This window comes from Streptomyces sp. NPDC049837 (assembly GCF_040674455.1).
Classification (GTDB): Bacteria; Actinomycetota; Actinomycetes; order Streptomycetales; family Streptomycetaceae; genus Streptomyces.
Genome location: NZ_JBFAMP010000005.1, coordinates 323,816 through 348,845, shown reverse-complemented (window position 1 = coordinate 348,845; position 25,030 = coordinate 323,816). Strand labels below are relative to the sequence as shown.

Here is a 25,030-nt window from a genome sequence, read left to right as displayed (position 1 = left end):
GTGGATTTCCGGCTCGACGACGATCAGCGGGCGCTGCGGCGGGGCGTGCGGGAGCTGCTGGAGGGGCGGTTCGGCCGGGACGCGCTGCGGGCGGCCGTGGACACGGGCGTGCTGGACCGGAAGCTGTGGCGGGAGCTGGGCGCGGCCGGGTTCTTCGCGCTGCGGCTGCCGGAGGAGGACGGCGGGGCCGGGCTGGGGCTGCCGGAGGCGGCGCTCGCCTTCGAGGAGGCCGGGCGGGTGCTGCTGCCCGGGCCGCTGGTCGCCACGCACCTGGCGGCGGGGCACGTCGAGGGCGCGGCGGAGGGGGAGGTGGTCGTCACCGCCGTGGACGGGACGCTGGTGGAGTGGCTGGACGCCGCCGACGCCGTGCGGGGCGGCGACGCGGCCGGCGCCCGGCCCGTCCGCTCGGTCGACCCGCTCACGCCACTGCACCGGGTGCCGGCGGGCGCCGCGCACGCCGACCCGGTGGCGGTGCTGCTCACCGCCGCCGAACAGCTCGGCAGCGCGGGGCGTACGACGGAGATGGCGGCGCGGTACGCGCGCGAGCGCGAACAGTTCGGCCGCCCCATCGGTGCCTTCCAGGCGGTGGCCCACCTGTGCGCGGGGATGCTGGAGCGCGTGGAAGTGGCGCGCGTCGCGGTGTACGCGGCCGCCGTCACGGCCGACCCGGTGGACATCGCCGCCGCCAAGCTGCTGGCGGACGAGGCGGCGGTGCGCGGTGCCCGGGACTGCCTCCAGGTGTACGGCGGGATGGGCTTCACCTGGGAGGCCGATGTGCACCTGCACCTGAAGCGGGCGTGGGTGCGGGCCCGGCGGTGGACGGGGACGGCGGAGGCGGAGGAGGCGTGTGCGGCGGCGCTGTGCGACGGAGGGTGAGGCGTTCCCTCAAGGGTGATGCGGTCACGCAGCGTTGATATCGGGTTGTTGCCTTGCGAGTACTCGTCACGGCCTGGAGTCGGCGCCCGCCTCCGGTACGCTCCGGGGAATGCGAGTGGTTCAGAGGCTGGGACGCCCCGGTGTTGCCCGTGCGGCAGCTCCGCGCCCGGGAATGCCCGCCGCTCGTACCCCTCGTCGTACCCCTCGGTGGCGCGGTGCGCCCCCCTGTTCGACTACCCGCAACGTGCGTCGCACAGTATGCACCACGCGTACTCCTTCGCGCTGGAATATGCCCGAAGCGCTTGTTGCGGTGACTGTACGTCAACCATGCTGTCCCACAAGGAAATCACGTTCAGTGACGACTGTTACTGCTGTGGTCACTGTGAGACGCGAGGCGATGTGTCCGCCGGTTCGGATGGTGTGAGCGGTGCAGGTGCTTCAGGTGCAGTTGGAGATCGGCCCCGATCCAGCAGAGGTCGGTCGTGCCCGGAGATGGGCGCGATCCCGGCTCGCCGGTTCCGGGATAGGGGATGACGAGCCGCTGGCCGAGACGCTGGTGCTGCTCATTTCGGAACTCGTCACCAACGCCGTGGTGCACACCGGCTGTCCGGCCGTGCTGCGGATGCTCTTCGGTGCGGGCGCGGCCGAGGCGGGGACGGTACGGGTGGAGGTCGCCGATACCAGCGCCCGCCCGCCGCGCCCCCGTCACGCCGACGGTGACGACACCAACGGGCGGGGCCTGGAGCTGGTCGACGGGCTGGCCGACCGGTGGGGGTGGCAGCGGGAGGGCGCCGGCAAGAGCATCTGGTGCGAGGTGGACCGGGGCGCACCGGTTGTGACGGGGGTGGTGCGTGAGCCGGGAGCATATGCGCCGTCGTGCGCTGTCACAAATAGGGCATAACGGGCGTATCTCTGAATAGGTGTTGACGGGTCGTATCCGTCTGATCACCCTTGGAGCAGCGATTCGTGGCGAGGGGACGCCGAGGGCTTGACGCCCTCGGCGAGTACGGGTCGCGGCTCGGCGGCGGCTCCTGTTCAGGGCCCTCGGGGTGAGCCCGCCGGAGCCGGGTGGCGGCCGCCGTGCCGTGCTCGGGGTGCGCATGCGTGCGCCGCCACCCAAGGATGCGTCCACTGGAGAGGGCGCCGAGCGCCCCGTACCCGTCACAGAACCGCCACCGGGGCCACCGGGGTTCCCGTGGCGCCCACGAAGGGCTCGGGCATCGCGGACAGCAGGAACGCGTACCGGCGCTCCTGTGCACAGGCTGTGGACAGTTCCTCCAGGTTCCAGTTCTGGCCCTGGAGCATGCCCATCTCCACCAGGTGGAGCGCGTGCACCGGCAGCCACAGGTCCTCGATCTCGGGCGGGAAGATCTCGAAGGTGAGCGTGTCGTTCGCGACCGCCGCCACATCCCGGGCGTGGAACCACTCGGGCGTGCGCACCGACAGACCCGGCGACGGATACCCGTACGCCTGCCTGTCGCCCGCCAGGTAGACCTGAACCTGCCCCGTCCGTACGAGCACGATGTCGCCCGCCCGGACGCTCACCCCGCCGAACTCCGCCGCCTCGTCCAGGTCCTCCGGTGTCACGGCGTGGTCGCCCGGCAGCCGCTCGACGCCCTTGGCGCGGGCCACGTCCAGCAGGACCCCGCGCGAGACGATGTGCCGCGCCTTGTCGATGCCGCTGAACTCGCTGCGCCCGTGCGGGGTGATCGAGGAGGCGGGCCGGCCGTTGTAGAGCCGGCCCGAGTGTGAGACATGGGTGAGGGCGTCCCAGTGGGTGCCCGCCTGGAGCCCGAGCGTCACGACGTCGTCGCTGGTCGCGACCGTGCCGGGGCCGAACAGCTCCTGGTTGATCTGCACCATGGCGTGCAGCGGGTTGACCCGGCCCGGGATGAGGCCCGTCTGGACGCCGTCCTGGCGCAGCTCCAGCGCCAGCGGGACGCGCAGCCCGGTCCGTACGTCCCGGGCGGCCTCCCGTACGGCGTCGTCGGTGATCAGGTTCAGCGTCCCCCGCTCGTCGTCCTCGCCCCAGCGTCCCCAGTTGTTGACGCGCTTGGCGATCTCGTGGAACGCGGCCGGCAGTGACATGGGGCCCTCCCAGGGCTTGTGCTCGCATATCTGACGGACCGTAGAATCTAACGATCCGTCAGATAAGGCGGAAGTGGTGGCGCCGGAGGGAGCCGGGCATGGGGAACTTCTTGGCAGGCCAGGTCATCGCGGTGACCGGTGCCGGGCGGGGCATCGGACGGGCCGTCGCCCTCGCCTGCGCCGCCGAGGGAGCCAGGGTCGTCGTCAACGACTACGGCGTGTCGGTCGAGGGCGCGGAGCCCACCTCGGAGGTCGCGGCGGCCGTCGTCAAGGAGATCGCCGCTGCGGGGGGCGAGGCCGTCGCCGTGGCCGACGACATCTCCACCATGGCGGGCGGGCAGCGCGTCGTGGACACCGCGCTCGCCCAGTACGGCCGGATCGACGGGGCCGTGTGCGTCGCCGGCATCCTCCGCGAACGGATGCTCTTCAACATGTCCGAGGAGGAATGGGACCCCGTCCTCGCCACCCACCTCAAGGGCACCTTCACCGTCTTCCGCGCCGCGTCCGCCGTGATGCGCAAGCAGGGCGCCGGGACGCTGATCGGCTTCACCAGCGGCAACCACCAGGGCTCGGTCTCCCAGGCCAACTACTCCGCCGCCAAGGGCGGCATCATCTCCCTCGTCCGCAGCGCCGCCCTCGGCCTGCACAAGTACGGCGTCACGGCCAACGCCGTCGCGCCCGTCGCCCGTACCCGTATGTCGGCGAACGTCCCCATGGAGCTCAAGGAGATCGGCGACCCCGAGGACGTCGCCGCGCTCGTCGTCTACCTGCTCTCCGACCGGGCCCGCGCCGAGAGGATCACCGGGCAGGTCTACACGATCGCCGGACCCAAGATCGCGGTCTGGGCGCAGCCGCGCGAGCTGCGGGCCGCGTACGCCCAGGAGCCCTGGACGCCCGAGCGGATCGCCGACGTCCTGCCCGGGACGGTCGGCACCGACCCCATGCCGCTGCTGGAGCAGTTGGAGGAGATGGCCAGGGCGGCGGCCGCCAAATCCCGCCCGAACGCGTAGGGGCGGTCATGGACTTCGCGTTCGGGGCGGAGGACGAGGCCTTCCGGGCCGCCGCCCGGGAGTGGCTGGAGGGGCATCCCTGGGGTGAGGGCGGGCGCGCCTGGGAACGGGAGCTGGGCGCGGGCGGCTGGATCGGGCTCGGGTGGGAGGCGGAGGGCTACGGCAACCGGCGCGCCACGCTCACCCAGCAGGTCGTGTGGGCGGAGGAGTACGCGCGCGTGGGGGCGCCCGGCCGGGTCGGTCACATCGGCGAGAAGCTCCTCGCGCCGACCCTGCTGGCGTACGGGGACGAGGCGCAGAAGAACCGGTTCCTGCCCGCCATCGCGCGGGGCGAGGAACTGTGGTGCCAGGGCTACAGCGAGCCCGGCGCCGGGTCGGACCTGGCAGGGCTGCGGACGCGGGCCGAGCGGGACGGGAACGTGTACCGGGTCAGCGGGCAGAAGATCTGGACCTCGCTCGCGCGGGACGCCGACTGGTGCTTCGTGCTGGCCAGGACCGAGGCGGGCTCGCGCCGCCACCACGGGCTGTCGTTCCTGCTGGTGCCCATGGACCAGCCCGGGCGGATCGAGGTGCGGCCCATCCGGCAGATGACCGGGACGAGTGAGTTCAACGAGGTCTTCTTCGACGGGGCGGAGGCCTCCGACGTGGTGGGCCGGGAAGGGGACGGCTGGCGCGTCGCCATGGGGCTGCTCGCGGTGGAGCGGGGAGTGTCGACGCTCGTCCAGCAGATCGGGTTCGAGGCGGAGCTGGGGCGGGTGCTGCGGCTGGCCGTGGACAGTGGCGTGGTCGCCGACCCCGTACTGAAGGACGCCCTCGTACGGCAGTGGGCCGAGCTGCGCGTGATGCGGTGGAACGCGCTGCGGACACTGAGTTCGCCCGACGCGGGCGCGCCGAGCGTGGCCAAGCTGCTGTGGGGCCGGTGGCACCAGCGGCTCGGTGAGCTGGCGATGCGGGTGCGGGGCGCGGCGGGCGCGACCGGGCTGGGGGAGTGGGCGCCGGGCGCGTACGAACTCGACGACCTCCAGCACATGTTCCTGTTCAGCCGGGCCGACACCATCTACGGCGGCTCGGACGAGATCCAGCGCAACATCATCGCCGAGCGGGTGCTCGGCCTGCCGAAGGGGTCGTCATGAGAGGTGTTCTCTTCGACGGTGAGCGGGCGCGGGTCGTCGACGACCTGGTCGTACGGGACCCGGGGCCGGGCGAGGTGCTGGTCGGCATCGCGGCGGCGGGGCTGTGCCACAGCGACCTGTCGGTGATCGACGGGACGATCCCGTTCCCGGTGCCGGTGGTGCTCGGGCACGAGGGCGCGGGGATCGTCGAGGCGGTCGGGGCGGGGGTGACCCATGTGGCGCCCGGCGACCATGTGGCGCTGTCGACGCTGGCCAACTGCGGGACGTGCCCCGACTGCGACCGGGGGCGGCCGACGATGTGCCGGCGGGCGATCGGCCGGCCGGGGACGCCGTTCGCGCGGGACGGGCGGCCGGTGTACCAGTTCGCGTCCAACTCGGCCTTCGCGCGGCGAACGGTGGTGAAGGCCGTCCAGGCGGTACGGATACCGGAGGACGTTCCGCTGCGGTCGGCCGCGCTCATCGGCTGCGCGGTCCTCACCGGCGTCGGGGCCGTCCTCAACCGCGCCAAGGTGGGGCGCGGCGACAGCGTCGTCGTCATCGGCACCGGCGGCATCGGCCTCAACGTGCTCCAGGGCGCGCGGCTCGCGGGCGCCTCCGTGATCGTCGCGGTCGACGTGCGCGCGGACAAGGAGGCGGTGGCACGGCGGTTCGGGGCGACCCACTTCCTGGGCGGCGTGGACGCCGTGCGCGAGGTGCTGCCGGGCGGCGCGGACCACGTCTTCGAGTGCGTGGGCCACACCGGCCTCGTACGGCAGGCCGTCGACCTGCTCGACCGGCACGGGCAGGCCGTCCTGCTCGGCATGACCGCGCCGGACGCCGAGGCGGCGTTCCCGCCCGCCGCGATGTTCCTCGACAAGTCGATCCTCGGCTGCCGGTACGGCAGTTCCCGGCCACAGCACGACATCCCGCTGTACGCCGACCTCTACCGGCGGGGCGAGCTGCTGCTCGACGAGCTGGTGACGGAGACGTACCCGGTCGAGGACTTCGCCAAGGCGGCGGACGACGCCCACCACGGGCGCGTGGCGCGCGCGGTGCTCGAATTCCGCTAGGCGGGGCAGGGCCTAGCCGTCGCCCCCGTACGCGCGGGTGTCGCGGAAGGTGCGGCGGTAGACGGTGGGCGGGACGCCGAGCGCGGCCTGGACGTGCCGGCGCATCGACTGGGCGGTGCCGAAGCCGGCGTCGCGGGCGACCTGGTCGACCGGCAGGTCCGTGGACTCCAGCAGGTGCCGGGCGCGCTCCACCCGCTGCTGGGTGAGCCACTGGCCGGGGCTGATGCCCACCTCCTCGCGGAAGCGGCGCGTGAACGTCCGTACGCTCATCGCCTCCCGCCGCGCCATGTCCCGGAGCTGGATCGGCTCGTGGAGGCGCTCCAGGGCCCAGGCGCGGGCCGTGGTGGTGGTCGCGAACTGCGGGTCCGGGACGGGGCGGTGGACGAACTGCGCCTGGCCGCCGTCCCGGTACGGCGGTACGACGGTGCGCCGTGCGACCTCGTTGGCGACGGCCGACCCGTGGTCGCGGCGCACGATGTGCAGGCACAGGTCGACACCGGCGGCGACCCCGGCGGAGGTGAGGACGTCGCCGTCGTCGATGAACAGGACGTCCGCGTCGACCCTGATCGACGGGAACAACCGCTGGAAGTGCTCGGCGGAGGCCCAGTGGGTCGTCGCGGGCCGCCCGTCGAGGAAACCGGCGGCGGCCAGCACGTACCCGCCGGTGCAGATGGAGACGAGCCGGGTGCCGGGCCGGATGTGGACCAGCGCGGCGGCCAGTTCGTCGGTGAGCCTGCCCTCCCGGTAGACCGGCCCGAGTTCGTAGGAGGCCGGGACGACCACCGTGTCGGCGGTGGCGAGGGCCTCGGGGCCGTGGTCGACGGAGATGAGGAAGTCCGCGTCGGTTGGGACCGGTCCGGCGGCCACGCCACACGTGACGATCTCGTACAGCGGGCGCCCCTCGGAGTCCTTGGCGCGGCCGAAGATTCGGTGCGGTATGCCCAGCTCAAAGGGGAGGAGCCCGGCGAGGGCGAGGACGACGACGCGGTGCGGGACGGACCGGCTCATGGCCCGATCCTAGCGAAGGGTGTCATCCGGGCCACTGGTACGGTGCCCGGCCGCTCGCGATGCTGTCCGACGTGACCCAGACAACCCCTGCCCCCACCCCGGCCGGCTCGCCGGTCGCCCCGCCGCTCCGTCCCCGTACGCCCCGCGTCCACCGCGCCTGGTTCGTCGCCGCCGTCACGTTCGTGACGATCATCGGCGCGGCGGCCTTCGTGTCGCTGCCGGGACTGCTGATCGAGCCGCTGCACGGGGAGTTCGACTGGTCGCGCGGCACCATCGGCTTCGCCGTCTCGGTCAACCTCGCGCTGTACGGCCTGACGGCGCCGTTCGCCGCCGCCCTGATGGACCGGTTCGGCATCCGGCGGGTCGTGGCCCTGGCGCTGACGGTCATCGCCACCGGCTCGCTGCTCACCGTGTGGATGACGGCCGCCTGGCAGCTCGTCCTGTACTGGGGCGTCCTCGTCGGCCTCGGCGGCGGCTCCATGGCGCTGGCCTTCGCGGCGACGGTCACCAACCGCTGGTTCACCGCCCGGCGCGGCCTGGTGACCGGCATCCTCACCGCCGCGGGCGCCTCCGGCCAGCTCGCCTTCCTGCCGCTGCTGTCCTGGCTCGTCACGCACCACGGCTGGCGCCCGGCCGCCATCACGGTCGCCCTGTCCGCGCTCGCCGTGGTGCCGTTCGTCTGGCTGCTGCTGCGCGACCACCCGGCGGACGTGGGGCTGAAGCCGTACGGCTCCGCCGACTTCGTCCCCAAACCCGCCCCCGTGCCGGGCGCGGCGCGCCGCGCCGTGACGGTGCTGCTCTCGGCGGCCCGGACCGGCCCCTTCTGGCTGCTCGCCGGCACCTTCGCCATCTGCGGCGCGTCCACGAACGGCTTGGTCAAGACCCACTTCGTACCCGCCGCGCACGACCACGGCATGCCGATGACGGCCGCCGCGTCGCTCCTCGCGGTGATCGGGGTCTTCGACGTCGTCGGCACCATCGCGTCCGGCTGGTTCACCGACCGCTTCGAGGCGCGGCGGCTGCTCGCCGTGTACTACGCGCTGCGCGGCGTCTCGCTGCTCTTCCTGCCGATGCTGCTGGCCCCGGCCGTGCACCCGCCGATGATCTTCTTCATCGTCTTCTACGGACTCGACTGGGTCGCCACGGTGCCGCCGACGATCGCCCTGTGCCGCGAGCGCTACGGGGACGACTCGGCGATCGTCTTCGGCTGGGTGCTCGCCTCCCACCAGGTGGGCGCGGCGGCGGTCGCCTTCGGGGGCGGCGTGGCGCGGGACGTCTTCGGCTCGTACGACGTCGTCTGGTACGCCTCGGGCGCCCTGTGCGCGGCGGCCGCCCTGATGGCCCTGGTGATCCGGCGACGGCAGCCGGTTACGGCCTGAACTGCCCGAACCTGCCCCGGTGGAACAGCAGCGGGTCGCCGTCCTCCGACGCGCCCAGCGCCTCCACCCGGCCCACCACGATCAGGTGGTCGCCGCCCGTGTGGACGGCGTGGACCACGCAGTCCACCCACGCGGGGACGCCCGCCAGGCGGGGCGAGCCCGTCGCCGGTGCCGCCTCGTACGCGACACCGGCGAACTTGTCGGCCCCCGTGGCGGCGCTCACCGCGAACGCCCCGCACAGGCCCGCCTGGTCCGCGCCCAGGACGTTCACGCAGAAGGCGCCGGCCCGCGCGATACGGGGCCAGGTGGACGACGTACGCGCCACCATGAAGGCGACCAGGGGCGGGTCGAGCGACAGGGACGCGAAGGACTGGCAGGCGAAGCCGGCGGGGCCCTCGTCGTCGTACGCCGCGACGACCGTGACCCCCGACGCGAAGTGGCCCAGTACGCGCCGGAACTCGGCCGGGTCGACGGGCAGCCGCTCGTCGTCCCGCACTGCCCGCAGCGGACGGTAGGGGGCGGAGGCCGTGGGGGCTCCCACCGACCGGAGATAGCGGACGGCGCTCGCGGCCATCCCGGCGTGTCCCATCACGTCAGTTCCCCCTGAAGTCGGGTGCCCGGCGCGCCACGAAGCTCGCCACGCCCTCGTTCGCGTCGTGCGTCGTCATGGTGATCTCCTGCGCCGCGGCCTCGGCGGCGAACGCGGTGGCGCGGTCGGCGTCGAGCGAGGCGTTGACCAACTGCTTGGTGAGGGCGATGGCACGCGTCGGACCGGTGGCGAGACGCTCCGCCCAGGCCCGGGCCGTCTTCTCCAGCTCGTCGTCGGGCACGACCCGGTTCACCAGGCCGAGCCGCTCGGCGTCCCTCGCCGCGACCGCGTCACCGAAGAACATCAGCTCCTTCGCGCGCTGCGGCCCGACCAGGCGGGGCAGCAGATACGCGCCGCCGCCGTCCGGGACCAGGCCCCGGCGCACGAACACCTCGATGAACCGGGCCGATTCGGCCGCCACCACCAGGTCGCACGCGAACGCCAGGTGCGCGCCGATCCCGGCGGCCGTGCCGTTCACGGCCGCGATCACCGGCTTCTCGCAGTCCAGTACGGCGGCGATCAGGCGCTGCGCCCCGAGCCGGATGGTCCGTGCCACATCGCCCACGACCCGCTGCCGGTCCGTGGCCGCTGTGGCGCGCAGGTCGGCCCCGGCGCAGAAGCCCCTGCCCGTGGCGGTGAGGACGACGGCCCGTACGCCGGGGTCGGCGGACGCCTCGGCGAGCAGCGCGATGACGCTGTCCCGCTGGCCGGGCGTGAGGGCGTTCATCGCCTCGGGGCGGTTGAGCGTGATCCACGAGACGCCGCCCTCGGTGGCGTGGAGCACCGGCCCGGTCACCGGCACACCGCCATCGCGTCCAGCGCCACCGCGCCCTGCCCGCGCTCCAGCACCATCAGCGGGTTGATGTCCAGCTCCGCCAGCCCCTCGCCCAGTTCCAGCGCCATCCGCTGCACCCGCAGCACCACCTCCACGAGCGCGTCCACGTCCCTCGGTGGCGCACCCCGTACGCCGTCCAGCAGGGCCCGGCCGCGCAGTTCGCCGAGCATGGCCCGCGCCTGGTCCTCACCGAAGGGCGGCACGCGCACGGCCGTGTCCCGCAGCACCTCCACCAGGACGCCGCCCAGTCCGACGGTGACGGTGGGGCCGAACAGCTCGTCGTGCGTCACGCCCACCACCATCTCGACGCCCGGGTCGACCATCTGGCAGACCAGGATGCCGTCCAGCGCGGCCCCTTCGCAGCGGGCGAAGTCGGTCAGCTCGCGGTACGTGTCACGGACCTGGCTCGCGGACGTCAGCCCGAGCCGGACCAGGCCGAGTTCCGTCTTGTGGGCGAGCTGCGGGGCGGACGCCTTCATCACCACCGGGTACCCCACCAGGCTCGCCGCCCGCACGGCCGCCGCCGCGCTGGTCACGAGCTGCTCGCGCGGTACGCGGATGCCGTACGCCCGAAGGAGCTGCTTGGCCGCGTGCTCGCTCAGGCGGTGGCCCGGGCGCAGCAGGGCCTGCGCCTTGCGGTACGAGGGGGACGGGGTGCGCGGCGCCTCGTCGAAGGGGGAGCGGTACGCCCGGGTGAACCGGTGGTGGTCCAGGTAGGCCTTGACGGCGGTGACGCAGTTGCCGAACGTGCGGAAGGTGGCGACGCGCGAGGAGCCGAGGAGCGTGTCGCGGTAGGCGGCCTCGGTGCCGACGGGCGAGCCCCACACCACACAGATCAGCTTGTCCGTGGCCTCCGCCGCGTCCACCAGGTCCTGGGCGAGCTTGTCGCTCATGGGCGGGAAGGGACCGGTGATCGGGCAGATCAGGACGCCGACGTCCGGGTCGTCCAGGATCGCTTCGATGATCTTCCGGCCGCGCCAGTCGCCGACCGGGTGGCCGCCGTTGTCGACGGGGTTGGCGACGTTCAGGTAGTCCGGTATCCACTGGTGGAGCTCGTCCTGTTTCTCCCGTGACAGGGCCGGCAGCTTCAGCCCGGCCGCCGTGGCCAGGTCCGCGAAGTGGGCGCCCGTGCCGCCCGAGATCGAATACACCACGACGCCGTCGGCGACCGGCCGTCGGGCCCGGGCGAGCAGGGTGGCGGTGTCCTGGAGTTCGTCGAGGGCGTCGACCCTGATCACGCCGAACTGCCGCATGGCCGCGTCCACCACCTGGTCCGCGCCGGTGAGCTTGCCCGTGTGGGACGCGGCCGTCCGGGCGCCGGCCGGGGTGCGGCCGACCTTCACGGCGACGACGGGCACGCCGCGCCGGGCCGCGCGGTCGGCGGCGAGCAGGAAGGAACGGCCGTCCTTGATGCCTTCCAGGTAGCAGGCGACGGCCCCGACCTCGGGGCGCTCGGCGAAGTAGGAGAGGAAGTCGGCGGCCTCCAGGTCGGCCTCGTTGCCGGTGGGCGCCCAGTGGGAGAGGCGTACGCCCAGCTCTTGCAGCGCGTACAGCGGGCGGCCCTGGTGGCCGGACTGGGTGATCAGGGCGATGGCGGGGCCGTCGAGGTCGTCGCGGAACTCCTCGAAGGCGTTCAGGTTGGTGTTGGGGCCCAGCAGCCGCACCCCGGAGCGTTCGGCGGCGGCCGCGAGGCGGGCCTGGGCGGTGGCGCCCGCCTCGCCGGTCTCGGCGAACCCGGAGGCGAAGGCCACGGCGAACTTCGCCTTGGCGGCGCCGAGCTCCTCGACGACCGGCAGCGGGTCCGCGACCAGGAGCACGGCGACGTCGACGGGTTCGGGCAGGTCGGCGACGGAGGGTACGCAGTCGAGCCCGAAGACCGACCGGCGTTTGGGGTGCACGGGGTACAGGCGGGCGCCGACCCGCTCTGCCCAGCGGAGGAGTTGCCCGGTGACCCCGGTGTTGGGGCGGCCCTCGGTGTCGGACGCCCCGACGACGGCGACCGCCCCGGGCCGGAACAGCTTGTCCAGATCCGGGACGGAGGCGTGCAGCGGGCGGCCGCCGACGTCCAGGTCGCCCTCGGCGGCGGCGGTGCCGTGGACGGCGGTGCCGGGAGTCCGCCCGCAGGCCACCACGCGGGCGCGGAGGTCGGTGGTGAGGGTGCCGTGGGTCGATCCAAGCATCGTTCCGCCGCTCCTGCTCGTCGGAGGCTTTAGCTGACGCTCTGTCAGATTAGCGAACTGACGCTCAGTCAGGAACAGTCGCGCACAGACCTCATTCCGCTTCGACCTTCTGCCAGGTCCGTGGCCAGTTGCCCGGCGGCGGCGGAGGCCCCGCGATGCCGAGGTCCCGCCGCGCGCGGGCATAGAAGGCGTCACGTGCCAAGGTCACCTGCTGTACGGCCTCCGCCCATCCGGCAGGGTCGTCCCGCAGTCCGCGCGCGTACAGCTCCACGTTCCAGACGGCTTCATGCCATGCGCGCGCCGCCCCGATGGTGTCGGCGTCCCCGACGAGCAGGACCGACTCCCACTCCGCCGCCCGCCGTGACTCCGCCTCCGCCAACTGGGGCAGACCCTCCTCGGGTCGCAGCGGGTCCGTGACGTGCTCAAAGCCCCGGTCGGCGCCGATGCGCTGCGCGATGCGTATCTGTGCCTTCAGGGTGTTCGCGTAGCTCGCGTACGTGTGGAATCTCTGTTCGTCCCAGCGCTCCGCTCTCGCTCGCCGCCAGCGGCTCCGCTCCGTGAGGCTCGCCGCCAGGTAGGAGCCGACCGCCCCTATGACGACGCCGATCAGAGCCGGAGCCTGATCCCAGAAAGCCATTCATCCCCCTTGTTTCGGTGCGAGCCGGTCCAGAGCACCATGCCGGGCCCCCTTGCGAACCGTCCACGAAACCGCTGAACTGACGTACCGTCAGATTTGGCGAAGGGTGGTCCGGAATGCAGACCGTCTGGCTCAGCGGCGCCGAATGGCTCGCCGTCCTCCGTATCGGCCTCGGGCTGTGGTGGCTGGAGAGCTGGCGCCACAAGGACAAGAAGGGCTGGTTCGAGCGCGGCACGGGCATAGCGTGGGCCGCCGACGTCGCCGGCAAGCACCGCTGGGCGGCCGTACGCGCCGGCTTCGACAAGGTCGTCGCGCCCCGGCCCAGGCTCATGGCGTACGTCGTCGTCTACGCCGAACTCGCGCTCGGACTGGGGCTGGTCACCGGCTTCCTCACCCCGGTCGCCCTCGCCGGGGGCCTCCTGCTGAACCTGCTGTACCTCACGCTGATGATCCACGACTGGGCCGAGCAGGGGCAGAACGCCATGATGGCCCTCATCTCGCTCGTCGCCCTGTTCGCCTGCTCGTGGCAGACCTGGTCCCTCGACAGCGCGATCGGCTGGTTCGGCGCGTGAACGCCGCCCTGCCCGACATCGACGCCTTCACCCGCCCCTACTGGGACGCCGCCGCCGAGGGCCACCTCCTCATCCGGCGCTGCGGCGCCTGCGGGCGGGCCCACCACTACCCGCGCGAGTTCTGCCCGCACTGCTGGAGCGACGACGTCACCTGGGAACGCGCGACCGGCCGCGCCACGCTCTACACCTGGTCCGTCGTCCACCGCAACGACCTGCCGCCGTTCGGTGACCGAACCCCCTACACGGCGGCGGTCGTGGACCTCGCCGAGGGCCCGCGCATGATGACCCAGGTCGTCGACTGCCCGGAGGAGGACCTGCGGATCGGCATGGAGCTGACGGTCACCTTCCGCGCGGAAGGGGAGGGAGCGGGCGGCGTCGCGGTACCCGTCTTCACCGTTCCAGGTCCGGAAAGCCCCAGTCCAGGGTGATCTTCGCCGCCGGGGCCACCTCCTCGACCGCGTACCTCACGTAACTCTCGAACTCCGGCTGCCAGGCGGCGAACCGGGTGATGGAGAGCGGAAAGTCGGTCTCCCCCGAGACGAACGCCGTGCCGTCCTCCCACGCGACGCCCAGGTTCACCTGCTCCTGTATCCGCTCGTCGCTCATCACCTCGTCCAGGGAGCGCACGACCTCCCGCGCCTGGTGTTCGTCCGCCAGGTCCGTGACGGTGAGACTGAATGTGATGTTGACCGACATGGGGCAAGGCTAGAACGCCGGTCTGACATCGGGCCCCGCGTCAGAGCACGACGGTGGTGGCGGTGACCACGGTGATCGCCACCATGGCGGCCTGCATGTTGCGGATGGCCTCACGGACGCCGTCGCCCGCCCACTGGCCCTCGGCGAGCTCCGCCATGCGGGCCTGCACCTGCTTGCGCGGCAGTTCGGGGAACGCCAGCCGGTACAGCTTGGCGGCGTGCAGCAGGGCGATCAGCCCGCCGGTGCGGTCGTCCGGCTCCGTACCGTGCAGGACCACCGACGCCAGCCGCTCGCGCAGCTCGCGCTCGACCGAGCCGTCCGCCTCCGGGTAGCGGCGTACGGGGAAGAGCCCGAGCACCCGGCTCTCCTCCTCGACGACGAGGCCGCGCTCGCACAGGCTCTCCACGGTCGCGGTCACCGCCTTCGACTGGTCCTTGGTCAGCCAGTCGGCCACCTTGCGCCTGCTCTTGCGCCGCGTCCACTCGTCGAGCTGCGCCAGGCGCCCGTCGAGCAGCGCGTTTCCGGTGGGCGTCGGATCGGTCACCGCCAGGCGGCCGTCGGTCACCGACACCCGCCCGGCCATGGCCAGCTCCAGCAGGATGCCGCCCGCCACGGCCCAGCCGGCCGACGACCGCTCCTTCGCGGCCCCCGACTCGTCGTCCAGCGACAGCAGCGCGATCTCCTCGCCCAGCGTGACGGCCATGGTCATCCCCCTTGATCGTTTCGGTCATACGTGTCGACGCAGAAACGACCCCGCGGGGTTGCGCGTTCTGGTCACGGTGGGCCGTGTGGGCCGCCCTCTCTCCGAGTGTGGCGGGCTCCGGCGCCCCCTCAAGGGCGCTTCGCGTCGGCTTCGCCGATGGGCTTCGCCCACCCTTGACCGGCCGCCTCCGCCCGCCTCTTCGCACTCGGAGGGCGGCCCGGGGGAGCGGGGTCCACGGGCCCGGTGGCCTTGGCCGGGGCTGCGTCGCCGAGCGCGGGCCGGTGGGTGGGGTGCGGGAGTGGAATGGGGCGGTGGGGGTCGGTTCGGCGGGTGGCGGCCCGGTGGGGTGTTGGGGTGCAGGCCGGTGGCTGAGGGCGGTTGGGGGCTGGGGAGGGTGGAGCCGGAGCGGGTCCGGCGGTCTCAGGGGTGCCACTGGGGCCCTGAGGGCTCAGCGGGGTGCCTCGTCGGCCTCTCCTGTCACACCCGCCCCAGGATCAGGGACTTGTGGGTGGGTAGGGACACCCTTCTGCCCTTTGAGGCTCGCCTGGGGGTGTCCCTTAGCGCCCACAAGCCCGGTCGTCCGATACGGGTGTGACTGGAGGGCCCAAGCCCCCAACCGCCCCCAGCCACCGGCCTGCACCCCAACACCCCACCGGGCCGCCACCCGCCGAGCCCACCTCTGCTGCCCCACACCACTCCCGCGCACCCACCACCCACCGAAGCGAGGTCTGGAACCCCAGCCCGAAAACGCCCGCGCGCCGCCGAGCTCCGCCCCGCCGCCCCATTCCACTGCCGCGCATGTCCGGGCCGGGTGCCCTCGGCGATGAGCGGCGGCCCCGGGGGCGCTCTCCGTGGACCCGTTCCCCGGGGCCGCCCTCCGAGAGGAAAAGCGCGGGTGGAGGCGGCCTGTCAAGGGTGGCCGTAGGCCATCGGCGGAGCCGACGCGAAGCGCCCTTGACGGGGTGCCGGAGCCCGCGACTCTCGGAGGGGAGGGCGGCCCGGAACCAGAGGCTCGCCGCCCCGGGGCCGTGGGCCCGTCAGGCCGATACCGCGCGTAGGGCGCCCGGGCGGCGGCCCATGAGGGTGTCCAGGGCGGAGGCGGTGGCCTCGTCGGCGGGCAGGAGGACGATCAGGCGCTGTTCGTCGTCGGCGGGGAGGCCCAGCGTCTCGTACGCCAGGCGCAGCGGCCCCGCCTCCGGGTGCGTGAGGCGCGTGACGCCGGTTGCCGCCGGGAGCCCCGGCAGCGTCCGTACCCGGTCGGTGAACTCCGCCCCGGCCGTCACGGTGAGCTCGTCGGCGAGCGCGGCCACGTGGGGGTCGGCGCGGAACGGGCCCTCCTTCAGGGCGGCGACCTGCTCGTCGGCGACCCGGTCCCAGTCGGGGAACACGTCGCGCGCCCGCTCGTCGCCGAAGACGAACCGGGCGAGGTTCGGCGGGGCGCCGTCCAGGATGCCGACGGGCCGGGCGAGCCGGTCGTACCCGTCCGTCCAGGCGAGCAGGTCGCCGATCCGGTTCAGCAGCACCGCCGGGGCCGGCTCCAGGCGGTCCAGCAGCGCCCGCACGGTCGGCCGCACCGTCAGCGCCGGTGCCGCCGCCCCCGTGCACAGCCCCCCGCCCACGCTCTTGGTCAGGCGGTGCAGGTGAACCCGTTCGCTCGCCGTCAGCCGCAGCGCATCCGCCAGCGCGGCCACGACCTGCGGCGACGGGTGCCGGTCGCGGCCCTGCTCCAGGCGCGTCACGTACTCGACGCTCACCCCGGCCAGCGTGGCCAGCTCCGCCCGTCGCAACCCCGGGGTGCGGCGGCGCGGCCCGGTGGGCAGGCCCACCTCGGCGGGGGTGACCGCCTCGCGGCGCGTGCGCAGGAACAGCCCCAGTTCGTTGTCGCTCACCCGGCCGACGCTAGCAGCGGGTACGCCCCCTGATCGTGGCCCTGCCGCTACCAGTCTCGGCCCGGCCTTCCTGGCCGCCGTCCACCCCGGCAGGTTGGAGGACGTGAAACCCGACCCCGAAAAGGAGCCCGCCATGTCCTCCGCCTCCCAGCCCCTCCGCCTCGCGATCGTCATCGGCAGCGTCAGGGACGGCCGCTTCGGCCCGGTCGTCACGCGTTGGTTCGCCGAACAGGCCGAGCTGCACGGCCGGTTCGACGTCGACGTCATCGACCTGGCCGACACCGACCTGCCGCTCGCCCTGCCCGCCGTGCCCCCGGCCGTGGAACCGAACCTGCCGCGCCCGGCCGGCATGGCGGACCTCACCCGCCGACTGGCGGAGGCGGACGCGGTCGTGGTCGTCACGCCCGACTACAACCGCAGCTTCCCCGCCTCCCTCAAGGCGGCCATCGACTGGCACTACACCGAGTGGGAGGCCAAGCCCATCGGCTTCGTCGGCTACAGCGGTGCCAGCGGCGGCCTGCTCGCCATCGAACAGCTCAAGCAGGTCTTCGGCGAACTGCACGCCCACACCGTCCGCGACTACGTCAGCTTCCCCCGGTACTACCTGCTCTTCGACGAGGACGGAAACCTCAAGGACCCCGGGGAGCACGCGGCCGCCGCGAAGGCGATGCTCGACCAGCTCGACTGGTGGGGCTCCGTCCTCCGCTACGCCCGCCGCGAGCACCCGTACGCCACCCGGTAGGGCCCCCGCGGGGCCGGTCAACCGCAGTCGCGGACCGGGCACAGGTCGACGTGGCTGACGCCCGGCAGTTGCTCGATTTCCCGTTTGAGCGCCGCGCGCCGGGGCTCGGCGAGGTCGACGGGGAAGCTCACGTCCAGGTAGGTCATGTCGCCCTCCGCGGTTCCGCTCACGTCGGTCGCCCCGAGCTGCTTCAGGCGTTCGTCGTGGTCGCCGAGTTCGTCGTAGAACGTGTCGGGATCGGTCGCCGCGCGGTAGGTGTGGGGCTCCGCGAGGGCGGGGGCGATGTAGAAGTGCCAGGAGAAGGCCGCGACGGCGGCGAGGAACCCCGCCATCACCAGTCCGCCGGCCACGCCCAGGACCTTGGCGGCGACCGCGTGCCTGCGGGGATCCGCGAACGCGGCCAGGAGCAGCAACAGCGCGGCCGGCCAGAACAGGAACATGCCCAGGAGGAAACCCAGCACGCCCCAGGGCAGGAGCGCCAAGCCCACGATCAGGCAGGCGCGGGTGAAGGCCACGGCGCGGCTGAACAGGAACAGCGGGACCGCGACAGCGATGGCGGTCAGGACGTGCAGGACGAAGACGTAGCTGGTCAGTGCGTAGAACAGCACCGGCAGCGTGGCGATCAACGCGCCCGCCGCGAGGGCGCGCTGGAGCCCGTGTGCTGCCGCGCTTCTTCGCGCCTTCGCCTCCACGAGCGACCCCCCAAAGCGTTGAACGTGTTTAGTTGAACGCGTTCAACATACCCCATGGGGTCCCGGTGTGCGATGGCCACGCCTCCCTGCCCCTCAATTCGCCCTGCCCGGCGGGCTGTTGAGTCCTACGATGCGGTGAGGGAGCGCGGTGGAGGGGGAGAAGGATGCTCGCAGAGGGTTTCGCGGCGCTTGCGGCGGCGTTCGGGGCCGCCGTGGTGCAGGCAGTCGGTACGGACGCGTGGGCGGTGTTCCGGGACCGGGCGGCGCGGGTGGTCGGCGCGGGGAACGGCGAGGCGGCGCGCGTCGAACTGGAGCGGCTCGACCGGACCGCCGCCGCCCTCGACGGAGCGGACGGCGCCGAGCTGGACCGGGTCCGGCTGCGCCAGGAGGGCGCCTGGCAGGACCACGTCGAAAGGGTGCTGGAAGCGCTGCCCGACAGCGAGCGCGCGGACGCGGTCGCCCAGCTCCGGACGCTGATCGAGGAGCAGGAGCGGCGAGCCCGGGCGGAGGGTGGCGGGCTGTCCGGGAACACCTTTCACGGCCCCGCCGCCGTACAGACCGGGATGCACAACCGGCAGACCAACTACTTCGGGCGCGAGGCGTGAGCGGGTCCCGACCCGGACCGGGACCAGGCCCCGTACCCGGACCGGGCCCCGTACCCGGACCGGGCCCCGTACCCGGACCGGGCCCCGTACCCGGACCGGGCCCCGTACCCGGACCGGGGCCCGGGAACGCGTATCAGGGCTCCACCGCGGCGCAGGGCGGCCAGTACAACACCCAGATCAACCACTACGCCCCGCCGCGCGGCGGCAAGGGCTGGATCGCCGTCACGGCCGCTGTCGTCCTCGTGGTGACCGGCGCGGCGGTGGTGGCCTGGCTCAAGCTCGCCGACCGGGACGCTTCGGACGGCACAGGGCACGGCTCGTCCCAGCGGCAGGTGGCGGCACCGCAATCCACCTCCACGCCGACGAGCCCGACGGCTGCCACGGCGTCCTCGGAGCCTCCACCCCCGGCCGCGTCGTCCGGTGCCGAGGCCGTCCGGTGGCAGGGAGACCTGAGGATCGCGGCAAGGGGGCCACAGCTCGACGGCGACCCGCCCCAGATGTCCGACTACGACCGCGACGTCGCCCTCATGGCGCTCGGCCCCCCGTACATCCTGTATTCCGACAGCGTGTTCAACCCGACGAACCTGGCGGTGTGGGACGGCCCGGGGGTACCGGGCCGGCGGGAGTGCTTCGAGCGCGTCTCCACACAGGGCATGAACCAAGTCGAGGTGGACAAGGGCACCGTGCTCTGCGTGAAGACCGGCGGCGGGCGCGTCGCCCGGCTCACGGTCACCTCGGTGAGCGCGGACTACAACCAGGGGGTGCTGGCCCGGACGACGGTGTGGTCCGAGGGCTTCGGCACGGACTGAGCCCGGTCACGGCCAGAGCAGCTCCCGCTCCCAGCCTCCCGCCCGGCGGCGGTACCGCAGCCGGATGTGGCGGCGGGCGGCGTCGCCCTGGAAGAACTCGACCTCGTAGGGGTCGACGACGTAGAGCGTCCAGGTCTTCACGTCCGCGCCGGGCTCGGCCCGCGCCCGTGCCCAGGCGGCCTCGCTCGCCGTCGCCAGGGCGTCCAGGGAGTCCAGCGGCTCGCTCTGCCGGCCGACCAGCGCGGCGGCCAGGGCGCCCGTCGAGCGGGCGTGCAGGTCGGCGTACGCCTCCTCGGGCGTGCCGGTCGTCACGTGGCCCCGGACGCGTACCTGGCGGCCCTGCACCGGCCAGTAGAAGCCGAGCGCCGCGTGCGGGGCGGCGGCCAATTGGCGGCCCTTGGTGCTGGTGGCGTGCGTCGCGAAGTGCCAGCCGCGCGCGTCGGCGTCGTGGAGCATGACCGTCCGCACGTCGGGCCGGCCCTCCGCGTCGACGGTGGCCAGCGACATGGTGTGCGGCTCCACCTGCCCGGCGTCCGCCGCCGCCACGAACCAGTCGTGGAACAGCGGCAGGGGATCGGCGGGCGCGGAGCCCGGCTCGAAGGCGGGCAGCTCGGTGTCCCATACGCGCAGGGACCGCAGGGCGTCGTGGAAGTCGGTCATGGGGACATCATGCGCGCCCCAGGATCACCGTCCCCGACGAGCAGAACCAGCCGCCCGTGCCCGACACCACCCCGAGCCGGGCGCCCGGGACCTGGCGGCCGGGCGCCTCGCCGCGCAGTTGGCGGGCCGCCTCCACCAGGAGGAACAGGCCGCGCATGCCGGGGTGGCAGGCGGACAGGCCGCCGCCGTCGGTGTTGACGGGCAGGGTGCCGTGCCGGACGTACGGGCCGCCCTCGCCCTTGGCGCAGAAGCCGAGGTCCTCCAGGGTCACCAGGGTCATGTAGGTGAATGCGTCGTAGATCTGGGCGAAGTCCATGTCGGCGGGTGTGAGGCCCGCGCGTTCGAAGGCGAGGCGGCCGCTCACCGCCGCCGGGGACACCGTGAAGTCGGGCCACTCCGACATGGTGGTGTGCGAGACGTGCTCGCCGGTGCCCAGGACCCACACCGGGGCCTTCGCCGTGTCGGGTACGTACTCCTCCGCCGCCAGCAGCACCGCGCAGCCGCCGTCGCTGCGGATGCAGCAGTGCAGCTTGGTGAAGGGGTCGGCGATGACCGGTCCGGCGAGGACGTCGTCCACCGTGATCGGGTCTCGGAACATCGCCTCCGGGTTGAGCGCGGCGTTCGCGCGTGCCTGGACGGCGACCTCGGCGAGCTGTTCCAGGGTCGTGCCGTACTCGTGCATGTGGCGGCGGGCCGCCATCGCGTACTTGGCGACGAGGGTGTGCCCGTACGGCACTTCGAACTGGAGCGGGCCCCGGGCGCCGAAGGAGAGGTTCGCCGTGCGCCGGCCGGCCTTGATGTCGGCGCGGGCGGTCGAGCCGTAGACGAGGAGCACGGCGTTCGCGTGCCCGGCCGCGATGGCGTCCGCCGCGTGCGCGGCCATGACCTCCCAGGTGGCGCCGCCCACGGCGGTGGAGTCCACCCACCGGGGCCGCAGCCCCAGGTACTCGGCGACCTCGACCGGGGCCAGCGTGCCCAGCCCGGCCGAGGCGAGCCCGTCCACGACGGACCGGTCGAGCCCCGAGTCGGCGAGCGCCCGCCGGGCGGCCTGGGCGTGCAGCGCGTAGGGGGTGGCCGTGTCGACGCGGCCGCAGTCCGAGAGGGATACGCCCACGATGGCGACGGAACGACGACGAGGCATGAAACTGACGGTACATCAGATACGGGCTATGGGCATCGGTGGCGGCCGGGCCTAATATGACGAGCCGTCAGAAATGGAGGGCCCCATGGACACCGCCTTCACCGCCGAACAGGACGAGATCCGCCGCACCCTCCGCGAGCTGCTCGCCAAGCACTGCGCCACCGAGCAGGTCCGCGCCGCCACCGGCACCGACGCCGGACACGACCCGCACCTGTGGGCCCTGCTCGCGCGGCGGCTCGGGCTGCCGGGGCTCGCACTGCCCGAGGCGTACGGAGGCGTCGGCTGCACCACCGCCGAACTGGCCCTCGCCTGCGAGGAGACCGGCCGCGTCCTGGCCCCCTCGCCGCTCCTCGCCACCGCCGTGCTCGCCGCCCCGCTGATCGCCCGGCTCGGTACCGAGGCGCAGCGGGCGGCGCTGCTGCCGCGCATCGCGGACGGGTCGCTGACCGCCACGCTCGCCGCCGCGCCGCTGCCCCGCGTCCTCGCCCTGACCGGCGACAACCGGGCCGGTGAGTGGGCCGGGGGCGGGCGGGCCGGCGGCGTCCAGGCACGGAGGGCCGGGGACGGGGCATGGACGCTGTTCGGGGAGGTGGGGCAGGTCCTGGACGGGCGCAGCGCCGGCCTGCTGCTGGTCGCCGCGCACACGGGCGGCTACCCCGCCGCCCGGACGCTGCTGTTCCTCGTACGGGCGGAGTCGGCCGGCCTCGCGCGCGTACGGCTGACGTCGCTGGACGAGACGCGGCCGCTCGCCCGTGTGGAACTGCGCGAGGTGGAGGCCGAGTTGCTGGGCTCGGACGAGGATGGGGCGGATGTGCCGGACGCGCTCGCCGCGACCGGGCGCGAGGCGGCCGCCGTGCTCGCCGCGGAGGCCGTCGGGGCGGCGGCCCACGTGCTGGAGCGGACCGTGGAGTACGTACGGGCGCGGGAGCAGTTCGGGCGGGCGATCGGCTCGTTCCAGGCGGTCAAGCACCGGCTGGCCGACCTGTACGTGCGTGTGCAGGCGGCGCGCTCGGCGGCGTACTACGCGGCCTGGGACCCGGCCGCCGGGGGCCTGGCGCTCGCCCAGTGCCTGGAGGCGCTGGGCACCGTCGCCGCCGAGGGCGTCCAGCTCCACGGCGGCATCGGCTTCACCTGGGAGCACGAGGCCCACCTGTACGTCAAACGGGCGACCGCCGACGAGCTCCTCTTCGGCCCCGTCCACCGGCTGCGCGGCCACGCGGCCGAAGCGGCGGGGGTGCTCGCCCGGTGACCGGGCCGTCACCGGCCCTGCGGCTGGTCCAGTGGGCCTCCTCGACCCGTACGTTCGCCAAGCTCGCCCCGCACGTCGTCCCGGCCCTCGACCGCGCGGTCCACCGGCTGACCGGCGGAAAGGTGCTGCCCAGCGCCCGGATGCTGCCGGGTCTGGTGCTCGTCTCGCGCGGTGCGCGCTCCGGCCTGGAGCGCCGCACGCCCCTCGCCTGCGTGCCGGAGGACGCGGCGGCGGCAACCTGGATACTGGTCGGCTCCAACTTCGGCCGCCCCGCGCACCCCGCCTGGACGGCCAACCTGATGGCCCATCCGGACGTGGAGGTTCACTGGCGCGGCCGGACGGTTCCCGTCCACGCCCGGCTGCTGAAGGGCGAGGACCGGGAGGTGGCGTGGGCGAAGGTGCTGCGTTTCTGGCCGCCGTACGCCACGTACCAGGCCAGGGTCGACCGCGAGATCCGCCTCTTCCGCCTCACGCGGCGGGGGTGACGGGGGCCGAAACGGGAACGCCGACGGCGGTCGAGGAGAAGGACCGCCGTCGGCGCGACAGGACGTGTGGGAGTCGGGGTGTTACTTCGTCGGCTTCTTGCCCGTGATGCCGAGGTGGACCAACAGTGCGAGGTTGGGCTTGAGTTCGGCCTGCTTGACGCCCCAGGTCGTAAAGCCCTTCTGGTGTGAGGCGACCGCCGCGAGCATCGCGACCAGGGAGCCCGCCATCGCGGCCGGGTTGACGTCTTTGTCGACCTTGTTCTTGGCCTGGAGCTCCTTGACCGCGTCCGTAAGGGAGTTGGTGACGGAGTTCAGGATCTTCATGCGGATCTTGTAGAACCGCTTGTCGCCCTCGGCCGCGCCGAGGTCGACCACGCGGAGGATGGCGTCGTTCTTGCGCCAGAAGTCGAGGAATCCCTCGACCAGTTCCTCCGCGGCCTGCCAGGCGGCCTTGCCGACCCAGGTGCGGCCGGAGACCAGTTCGGTCAACCCGGCGCCCTCCTTGGCCATTTCTTCCGCGATTTCGAGGACCGCGCCCTCGACGTCCGGGAAGTACTGGTAGAACGTCGCCGGGGAAGTGCCCGCCTTCCGGGCCACGTCGATGACTTTGACGTCCCGGTACGGCGAGGAGCTGAGCATCTCGCTGAGGCAGTCGAGCAGCTTCTGCCGCGTCGCCTGTCCGCGTCGACCGGCCACGCGGCCGTCGACGGTGCGTACTTGTCCTGTCATGCCGTCAGCTTACCGAGGGGTGATCCGCGCGCGATTCGGCCGACTGCAAATGGGGTGACGCCCCTCGGTGACGGCCCGGGGCGGGCGTCCGGGCGGGCATCCGTGCGGGCCCGGGCGGTGCTGGCCAGTCGGCCCGTCGACGGCCCCGCGGCGTTTTTCGGCCACCTCGGAGCCGTGCACTGCCCCGATAGGATTATTAACAGCCTGTGGAAAACTTCGGTGGACAACCCATGCAAGCGCTGGGCCGGACCTCGTCCGTATCCCGACAATTGCGCGCATGTTCGATTCTTCTCCCTGCGCCGGACGCCCGGCGCCATTAGCGTGACTGTGACGGGCACCACACGCCCCGCCCGTACACGGAAAGGGATCAGGTCCATGGCCGCAGTCACAGAGGGCACGCCGTGCTGGGTGGACGCGATGCTCCCCGACCTCGAAGCCGGCAAGCGGTTCTACGGTGAGCTCTTCGGCTGGACGTTCGACGAGGGCGACGAGGAGTACGGCAACTACACCAACGCCTTCAGCGACGGGAAGCGCGTCGCCGGCCTCGCGCCCAAGCGGGACGGCCGGATGCCCACCGTCTGGGGCGTCTACTTCGCCACCCCCGACGCCGTCGCCACCACCCGCAGGATCCGGGAGGCGGGCGGCCAGATGGTGATGGACCCCATGCCGATCGGCTCCTTCGGCACCATGGCCCAGGCCGCCGACCCGGGCGGTGCCGTCTTCGGCCTGTGGGAGGCGGGCGAGCACACCGGCTTCGAGAAACAGGGCGAACCGGGGTCCTTCTGCTGGACCGAGGTCTATACGAGGGACAAGGACGCCGTGGACGCCTTCTACGAGACCGTCTTCGGCTTCCAGGTGCGCGACCTCGACGACGCCTCCATCGACTTCCGGGTCTGGTCGCCCGCCGGTACGCAGGCGAGTGACGAGACGGCCATCGGTGGCCGCAGCGTGATCACCGACGCCTTCCCGGCCGCCATGCCCGCCCACTTCCTCATCTACTTCGCGGTCGAGGACTGCGACGACACGGCCGCGCTCGCCACCCGCCTCGGCGGCCGGGTCACCGAGGAGCCCTTCGACACGCCGTACGGCCGGATCGCCCTGATCGCCGACAACCAGGGTGCCGTCTTCGCCGTCCTGGCCGAGCCGAAGGCCGCCTGACTGTGTGTTCCGGGGTGTCCGGATCGGGGTGAGACACCCCGATCCGCCCCCGGGTTCGCAACCACCGCCCCGGACAGGAACAATCAGGGGGCGACTGGGGCCGTACTTTCATGGCC

The 25,030-nt window shown here is 73.1% G+C and carries 27 protein-coding genes; 14 read left to right on the top strand and 13 right to left on the bottom strand.

Annotated features, from left to right (window positions below; genetic code table 11):
- A complete protein-coding gene (locus AB0J57_RS16465) occupies positions 1-876 on the top strand; it encodes an acyl-CoA dehydrogenase family protein (protein WP_366129100.1) in 876 nt (291 codons plus the stop codon).
- 427 nt (positions 877-1,303) lie between these two features.
- Positions 1,304-1,777, top strand: a complete 474-nt coding sequence (locus AB0J57_RS16460) for an ATP-binding protein (protein ID WP_366128834.1) — start codon at positions 1,304-1,306, stop codon at positions 1,775-1,777.
- 260 nt (positions 1,778-2,037) lie between these two features.
- Here the strand turns inward: AB0J57_RS16460 and AB0J57_RS16455 are convergent, their stop codons facing one another.
- A complete protein-coding gene (locus AB0J57_RS16455) occupies positions 2,038-2,964 on the bottom strand; it encodes a cyclase family protein (RefSeq protein ID WP_366128833.1) in 927 nt (308 codons plus the stop codon).
- A 98-nt stretch (positions 2,965-3,062) separates the two neighbouring features.
- Between AB0J57_RS16455 and AB0J57_RS16450 the strand changes: the two genes are divergently transcribed.
- From AB0J57_RS16450 to AB0J57_RS16440, 3 genes are read left to right on the top strand one after another with little or no spacing between them, the layout of a single operon-like run.
- A complete protein-coding gene (locus AB0J57_RS16450; protein WP_366128832.1) occupies positions 3,063-3,974 on the top strand; it encodes an SDR family oxidoreductase in 912 nt (303 codons plus the stop codon).
- Positions 3,975-3,982: 8 nt separating this feature from the next.
- Positions 3,983-5,107 carry an acyl-CoA dehydrogenase family protein gene (locus AB0J57_RS16445; RefSeq protein WP_366128831.1) on the top strand — a complete coding sequence of 375 codons (1,125 nt, stop codon included), beginning with the start codon at positions 3,983-3,985 and terminating at the stop codon, positions 5,105-5,107.
- Complete coding sequence (locus AB0J57_RS16440; RefSeq protein WP_366128830.1) at positions 5,104-6,156, top strand: Zn-dependent alcohol dehydrogenase; 1,053 nt, start codon at positions 5,104-5,106, stop codon at positions 6,154-6,156. The genes AB0J57_RS16445 and AB0J57_RS16440 overlap by 4 nt, the downstream gene beginning before the upstream one ends.
- A 12-nt stretch (positions 6,157-6,168) precedes the next feature.
- On the opposite strand, the gene AB0J57_RS16435 is transcribed toward AB0J57_RS16440, so the two are convergent.
- Positions 6,169-7,164: a helix-turn-helix domain-containing protein gene (locus AB0J57_RS16435; protein WP_366128828.1), complete on the bottom strand. Its 996-nt coding sequence runs from the start codon at positions 7,162-7,164 to the stop codon at positions 6,169-6,171.
- A gap of 59 nt (positions 7,165-7,223) precedes the next feature.
- Between AB0J57_RS16435 and AB0J57_RS16430 the strand changes: the two genes are divergently transcribed.
- Positions 7,224-8,543: an MFS transporter gene (locus AB0J57_RS16430; protein ID WP_366128827.1), complete on the top strand. Its 1,320-nt coding sequence runs from the start codon at positions 7,224-7,226 to the stop codon at positions 8,541-8,543.
- On the opposite strand, the gene AB0J57_RS16425 is transcribed toward AB0J57_RS16430, so the two are convergent.
- The 4 genes from AB0J57_RS16425 to AB0J57_RS16410 form a co-directional block, all read right to left on the bottom strand.
- Positions 8,533-9,117 (bottom strand): flavin reductase family protein, encoded by a 585-nt coding sequence (locus tag AB0J57_RS16425; protein ID WP_366129099.1) that lies wholly within the window; start codon positions 9,115-9,117, stop codon positions 8,533-8,535. The two genes, AB0J57_RS16430 and AB0J57_RS16425, sit on opposite strands and share 11 nt — an antisense overlap.
- 19 nt (positions 9,118-9,136) lie before the next feature.
- Positions 9,137-9,859, bottom strand: coding sequence for an enoyl-CoA hydratase-related protein (locus tag AB0J57_RS16420; RefSeq protein ID WP_366129098.1), 723 nt, complete (start codon positions 9,857-9,859; stop codon positions 9,137-9,139).
- A gap of 65 nt (positions 9,860-9,924) precedes the next feature.
- Positions 9,925-12,147, bottom strand: coding sequence for an acetate--CoA ligase family protein (locus tag AB0J57_RS16415; RefSeq protein ID WP_366128825.1), 2,223 nt, complete (start codon positions 12,145-12,147; stop codon positions 9,925-9,927).
- Between the two features lie 91 nt (positions 12,148-12,238).
- On the bottom strand, positions 12,239-12,784 hold the full coding sequence (locus AB0J57_RS16410; RefSeq protein WP_366128824.1) for a hypothetical protein: 546 nt from the start codon (positions 12,782-12,784) through the stop codon (positions 12,239-12,241).
- 116 nt (positions 12,785-12,900) lie between these two features.
- Here AB0J57_RS16410 and AB0J57_RS16405 point away from each other — a divergent pair, with 116 nt between their 5' ends.
- Positions 12,901-13,356, top strand: a complete 456-nt coding sequence (locus AB0J57_RS16405; RefSeq protein WP_366128823.1) for a DoxX family membrane protein — start codon at positions 12,901-12,903, stop codon at positions 13,354-13,356.
- Positions 13,353-13,784, top strand: a complete 432-nt coding sequence (locus AB0J57_RS16400; protein ID WP_366128822.1) for a Zn-ribbon domain-containing OB-fold protein — start codon at positions 13,353-13,355, stop codon at positions 13,782-13,784. The genes AB0J57_RS16405 and AB0J57_RS16400 overlap by 4 nt, the downstream gene beginning before the upstream one ends.
- On the opposite strand, the gene AB0J57_RS16395 is transcribed toward AB0J57_RS16400, so the two are convergent.
- The 3 genes from AB0J57_RS16395 to AB0J57_RS16385 all read right to left on the bottom strand — a co-directional run bounded on the left by AB0J57_RS16395 (position 13,747) and on the right by AB0J57_RS16385 (position 16,644).
- Positions 13,747-14,052, bottom strand: coding sequence for a hypothetical protein (locus AB0J57_RS16395; protein ID WP_366128821.1), 306 nt, complete (start codon positions 14,050-14,052; stop codon positions 13,747-13,749). The genes AB0J57_RS16400 and AB0J57_RS16395 overlap by 38 nt on opposite strands.
- A gap of 40 nt (positions 14,053-14,092) precedes the next feature.
- Positions 14,093-14,755 carry a GPP34 family phosphoprotein gene (locus tag AB0J57_RS16390; protein WP_366128820.1) on the bottom strand — a complete coding sequence of 221 codons (663 nt, stop codon included), beginning with the start codon at positions 14,753-14,755 and terminating at the stop codon, positions 14,093-14,095.
- Positions 14,756-15,792: 1,037 nt separating this feature from the next.
- Complete coding sequence (locus tag AB0J57_RS16385) at positions 15,793-16,644, bottom strand: helix-turn-helix transcriptional regulator (protein ID WP_366128819.1); 852 nt, start codon at positions 16,642-16,644, stop codon at positions 15,793-15,795.
- Positions 16,645-16,777: 133 nt separating this feature from the next.
- On the opposite strand from AB0J57_RS16385, the gene AB0J57_RS16380 reads away from it, so the two are divergent.
- Positions 16,778-17,386 carry an NAD(P)H-dependent oxidoreductase gene (locus tag AB0J57_RS16380; RefSeq protein ID WP_366128818.1) on the top strand — a complete coding sequence of 203 codons (609 nt, stop codon included), beginning with the start codon at positions 16,778-16,780 and terminating at the stop codon, positions 17,384-17,386.
- A 17-nt stretch (positions 17,387-17,403) separates the two neighbouring features.
- Here the strand turns inward: AB0J57_RS16380 and AB0J57_RS16375 are convergent, their stop codons facing one another.
- On the bottom strand, positions 17,404-18,078 hold the full coding sequence (locus tag AB0J57_RS16375) for a hypothetical protein (protein ID WP_366128817.1): 675 nt from the start codon (positions 18,076-18,078) through the stop codon (positions 17,404-17,406).
- Positions 18,079-18,242: 164 nt separating this feature from the next.
- On the opposite strand from AB0J57_RS16375, the gene AB0J57_RS16370 reads away from it, so the two are divergent.
- Both AB0J57_RS16370 and AB0J57_RS16365 read left to right on the top strand, forming a co-directional pair.
- Positions 18,243-18,683: a hypothetical protein gene (locus AB0J57_RS16370; protein ID WP_366128816.1), complete on the top strand. Its 441-nt coding sequence runs from the start codon at positions 18,243-18,245 to the stop codon at positions 18,681-18,683.
- Positions 18,680-19,492: a hypothetical protein gene (locus AB0J57_RS16365; RefSeq protein WP_366128815.1), complete on the top strand. Its 813-nt coding sequence runs from the start codon at positions 18,680-18,682 to the stop codon at positions 19,490-19,492. Before AB0J57_RS16370 ends, AB0J57_RS16365 begins: the two co-directional genes overlap by 4 nt.
- 6 nt (positions 19,493-19,498) lie before the next feature.
- Here AB0J57_RS16365 and AB0J57_RS16360 read toward each other — a convergent pair whose 3' ends face one another.
- Positions 19,499-20,152, bottom strand: coding sequence for a pyridoxal 5'-phosphate synthase (locus AB0J57_RS16360; protein WP_366128814.1), 654 nt, complete (start codon positions 20,150-20,152; stop codon positions 19,499-19,501).
- A gap of 7 nt (positions 20,153-20,159) precedes the next feature.
- Positions 20,160-21,293 (bottom strand): acetyl-CoA acetyltransferase, encoded by a 1,134-nt coding sequence (locus AB0J57_RS16355; protein ID WP_366128813.1) that lies wholly within the window; start codon positions 21,291-21,293, stop codon positions 20,160-20,162.
- An 85-nt stretch (positions 21,294-21,378) separates the two neighbouring features.
- On the opposite strand from AB0J57_RS16355, the gene AB0J57_RS16350 reads away from it, so the two are divergent.
- Both AB0J57_RS16350 and AB0J57_RS16345 read left to right on the top strand, forming a co-directional pair.
- Entirely contained in the window at positions 21,379-22,542 is a 1,164-nt protein-coding gene (locus tag AB0J57_RS16350) for an acyl-CoA dehydrogenase family protein (protein WP_366128812.1), read from the top strand.
- Positions 22,539-23,027, top strand: coding sequence for a nitroreductase family deazaflavin-dependent oxidoreductase (locus tag AB0J57_RS16345; protein WP_366128811.1), 489 nt, complete (start codon positions 22,539-22,541; stop codon positions 23,025-23,027). The genes AB0J57_RS16350 and AB0J57_RS16345 overlap by 4 nt, the downstream gene beginning before the upstream one ends.
- A gap of 81 nt (positions 23,028-23,108) precedes the next feature.
- Here the strand turns inward: AB0J57_RS16345 and AB0J57_RS16340 are convergent, their stop codons facing one another.
- Entirely contained in the window at positions 23,109-23,756 is a 648-nt protein-coding gene (locus AB0J57_RS16340) for a TetR family transcriptional regulator (RefSeq protein ID WP_366128810.1), read from the bottom strand.
- Between the two features lie 375 nt (positions 23,757-24,131).
- On the opposite strand from AB0J57_RS16340, the gene AB0J57_RS16335 reads away from it, so the two are divergent.
- Positions 24,132-24,914 carry a VOC family protein gene (locus AB0J57_RS16335; protein WP_366128809.1) on the top strand — a complete coding sequence of 261 codons (783 nt, stop codon included), beginning with the start codon at positions 24,132-24,134 and terminating at the stop codon, positions 24,912-24,914.
- The last annotated feature ends 116 nt before the right edge of the window (positions 24,915-25,030 follow it).